Raw genomic sequence first — 2,482 nt, 5'->3', positions numbered from 1 at the left:
GTGTTCAACTGCTTCTGCTCAATTTTTGAGCAGGAGAACACAGGGTGATCAGTATGGAAATGATGGGCAAAATTCGCCGGATGTATTTCCGCGACAAGCTGTCGCTGCATGAGATAGCCAAGCGCACCGGGTTGGCGCGCAACACGATTCGCAAGTGGGTCAGAGCACCTGAGGCCAAGCCGCCGGTCTACCAACGCCGCGCGATCTTCAACAAACTCAGCCCTTTTCACGCCACGCTGGAGCAGGCGCTAAAAGCCGATTCGCTGCGGCCCAAGCAACAGCGGCGCAGTGCCAAGGCGCTGTTGGCGCAAATCAAAGCCGAAGGTTATGACGGTGGCTACAGCCAGCTCACCGCGTTTATCCGTGCCTGGCGAGGGGGACAGGGCAAGGCGTCGCAGGCCTTTGTGCCGCTGACCTTTGCTCTTGGCGAGGCGTTTCAGTTTGACTGGAGCGAGGAAGGCTTGCTGGTCGGCGGCATTTACCGGCGTATGCAGGTGGCACATCTGAAGCTGTGTGCCAGCCGTGCGTTCTGGCTTGTGGCGTATCCGAGCCAGGGCCATGAGATGTTATTTGACGCCCATACACGCTCGTTCGGCTCCTTGGGCGGCGTGCCGCGCCGGGGCATCTACGACAACATGAAGACCGCCGTCGACAAGGTCAATAAGGGCAAAGGCCGGGCGGTGAATGCGCGCTTTGCGGTGATGTGCGCGCATTACCTGTTCGATCCGGACTTCTGCAACGTCGCCGCTGGTTGGGAAAAGGGCATCGTTGAAAAGAACGTGCAAGACAGCCGCAGGCGTATCTGGCTAGACGCCCAGGACTGCCAGTTTCACTCCTTCGAGGAACTCAATGCCTGGCTGGGCCAGCGCTGCCGCGCGCTTTGGAACGAGCTGACGCACCCTCAATACAGCGGGCTGAGTGTGGCCGAAGTGCTGGAGTTGGAGCGCGCTGAACTGATGCCTGTGCCAGCGCCATTCGACGGTTACGTCGAGCGGCCTGCGCGGGTCTCCAGCACCTGCCTGGTCAGCGTCGGGCGCAACCGCTACTCGGTGCCGTGTGAGTATGCGGGTAAGTGGGTCAGCAGCCGTTTGTATCCGACGCGAATCGAGGTGGTGGCTGACGACGCGCTGATCGCCAGCCATGTCCGCTTGCTGGATCGCGACCAGGTCAGCTATGACTGGCAGCACTACCTCCCGCTGATCGAACGCAAGCCCGGTGCGCTGCGCAACGGCGCGCCCTTTGCTGATCTGCCGGCGCCGCTGCGTCAGCTTAAGCACGGTCTGGGGCGTCATGCCGGCGGTGACCGGATCATGGCGCAAGTTCTGGCTGCCGTACCGGTCGCCGGGCTCGATGCGGTGCTGGTGGCTGTTGAGCTGGTACTGGAAAGCGGCAGCCTGAGCGCCGAACACATCCTCAATGTCGTGGCGCGCCTGGCCGCGACCGAACCACCACCCAGCGTCGAAACCCACTTGTCGCTCAAGGAAGCCCCCGTCGCTAACACGGCGCGCTACGACCGCCTGCGTGGCCAGACCGAGGAGATCGGTCATGCGTGATTTGATGGCGGAACTCAAGGAGCTGCGCCTGCACGGCATGGCCACGGCCTGGGCGGAGTTGACTGCGCAGGGTGAGTCGAACACAGCCTCGTCCAAGTGGCTGCTCGAACACCTGCTGGAACAAGAGCACACAGATCGCGCCATGCGCTCGGTGAGCCACCAGATGAACATGGCCAAGCTGCCGATGCACCGCGACCTGGCCGGCTTCGACTTCAGCGCCTCCAGCGCAGACGCTCGTTTGATCAGCGAACTGGCCAGTCTGGCCTTTACCGACACCGCGCAGAACGTGGTGCTGATCGGTGGGCCTGGCACCGGTAAAACCCACCTGGCCACTGCGCTGGCCGTGTCCGGCATCACCCGGCACGGCAAGCGCGTGCGCTTCTACTCCACGGTCGATCTGGTCAATCTGCTGGAGCGCGAAAAGCACGACGGCAAAGCCGGGCGGATCGCCCAAGCTCTGCTGCGCATGGATCTGGTCATCCTCGACGAACTGGGTTATCTGCCCTTCAGCCAGGCCGGCGGTGCGTTGCTGTTTCACCTGCTATCCAAGCTGTACGAACACACCAGCGTGGTGATCACCACCAACCTGAGCTTCGCCGAATGGTCGAGCGTGTTCGGCGACGCCAAGATGACCACCGCCCTGCTGGATCGGCTGACCCACCACTGCCACATCGTCGAAACCGGTAACGAGTCCTATCGCCTGCAACACAGTAGCTTGGCGGCCCAGGCCAAGATCAAATCACGGGAGCGAAAGCGTAAGGGCGGCCAGGAACCGGAGGACGATGAGCCGTTCTGATTTCATGGCGACGACGGCCTGCTACATGGCTGCGTGTGGCAGGTCTTAAACAACTGAACTGGGCTAGCGAAGGAGTGGGGGCAACAGCAGCTGCGCTGGTAGACTTATCCACAGTTGCTGGTAACAAAATCAG

2 protein-coding genes are annotated in these 2,482 nt (G+C 61.8%); both read left to right on the top strand.

Going from position 1 to position 2,482, the window contains the following annotated elements:
• Positions 1–53 precede the first annotated feature (53 nt).
• A complete protein-coding gene (istA, locus tag ACEWE8_RS25920) occupies positions 54–1,553 on the top strand; it encodes an IS21-like element ISPst3 family transposase (RefSeq protein WP_024012635.1) in 1,500 nt (499 codons plus the stop codon).
• Positions 1,546–2,349, top strand: a complete 804-nt coding sequence (istB, locus tag ACEWE8_RS25915; RefSeq protein ID WP_010454871.1) for an IS21-like element ISPst3 family helper ATPase IstB — start codon at positions 1,546–1,548, stop codon at positions 2,347–2,349. The genes istA and istB overlap by 8 nt, the downstream gene beginning before the upstream one ends.
• The last annotated feature ends 133 nt before the right edge of the window (positions 2,350–2,482 follow it).

It is taken from the genome of Pseudomonas sp. TR47, from assembly GCF_044143025.1.
In the GTDB taxonomy this organism is placed as follows: domain Bacteria; phylum Pseudomonadota; class Gammaproteobacteria; order Pseudomonadales; family Pseudomonadaceae; genus Aquipseudomonas; species Aquipseudomonas putida_E.
Note: the sequence above shows the minus strand (reverse complement) of the source record. Positions and strands in the feature narration are given on the sequence as shown.

What these genes read in the sequence shown, in the direction of transcription:
- istB (WP_010454871.1), top strand. Translation starts at nt 1,546, where the DNA reads ATGCGTGATTTGATGGCGGAACTCAAGGAGCTGCGCCTGCACGGCATG.
- istA (WP_024012635.1), top strand. Translation starts at nt 54, where the DNA reads ATGGAAATGATGGGCAAAATTCGCCGGATGTATTTCCGCGACAAGCTG.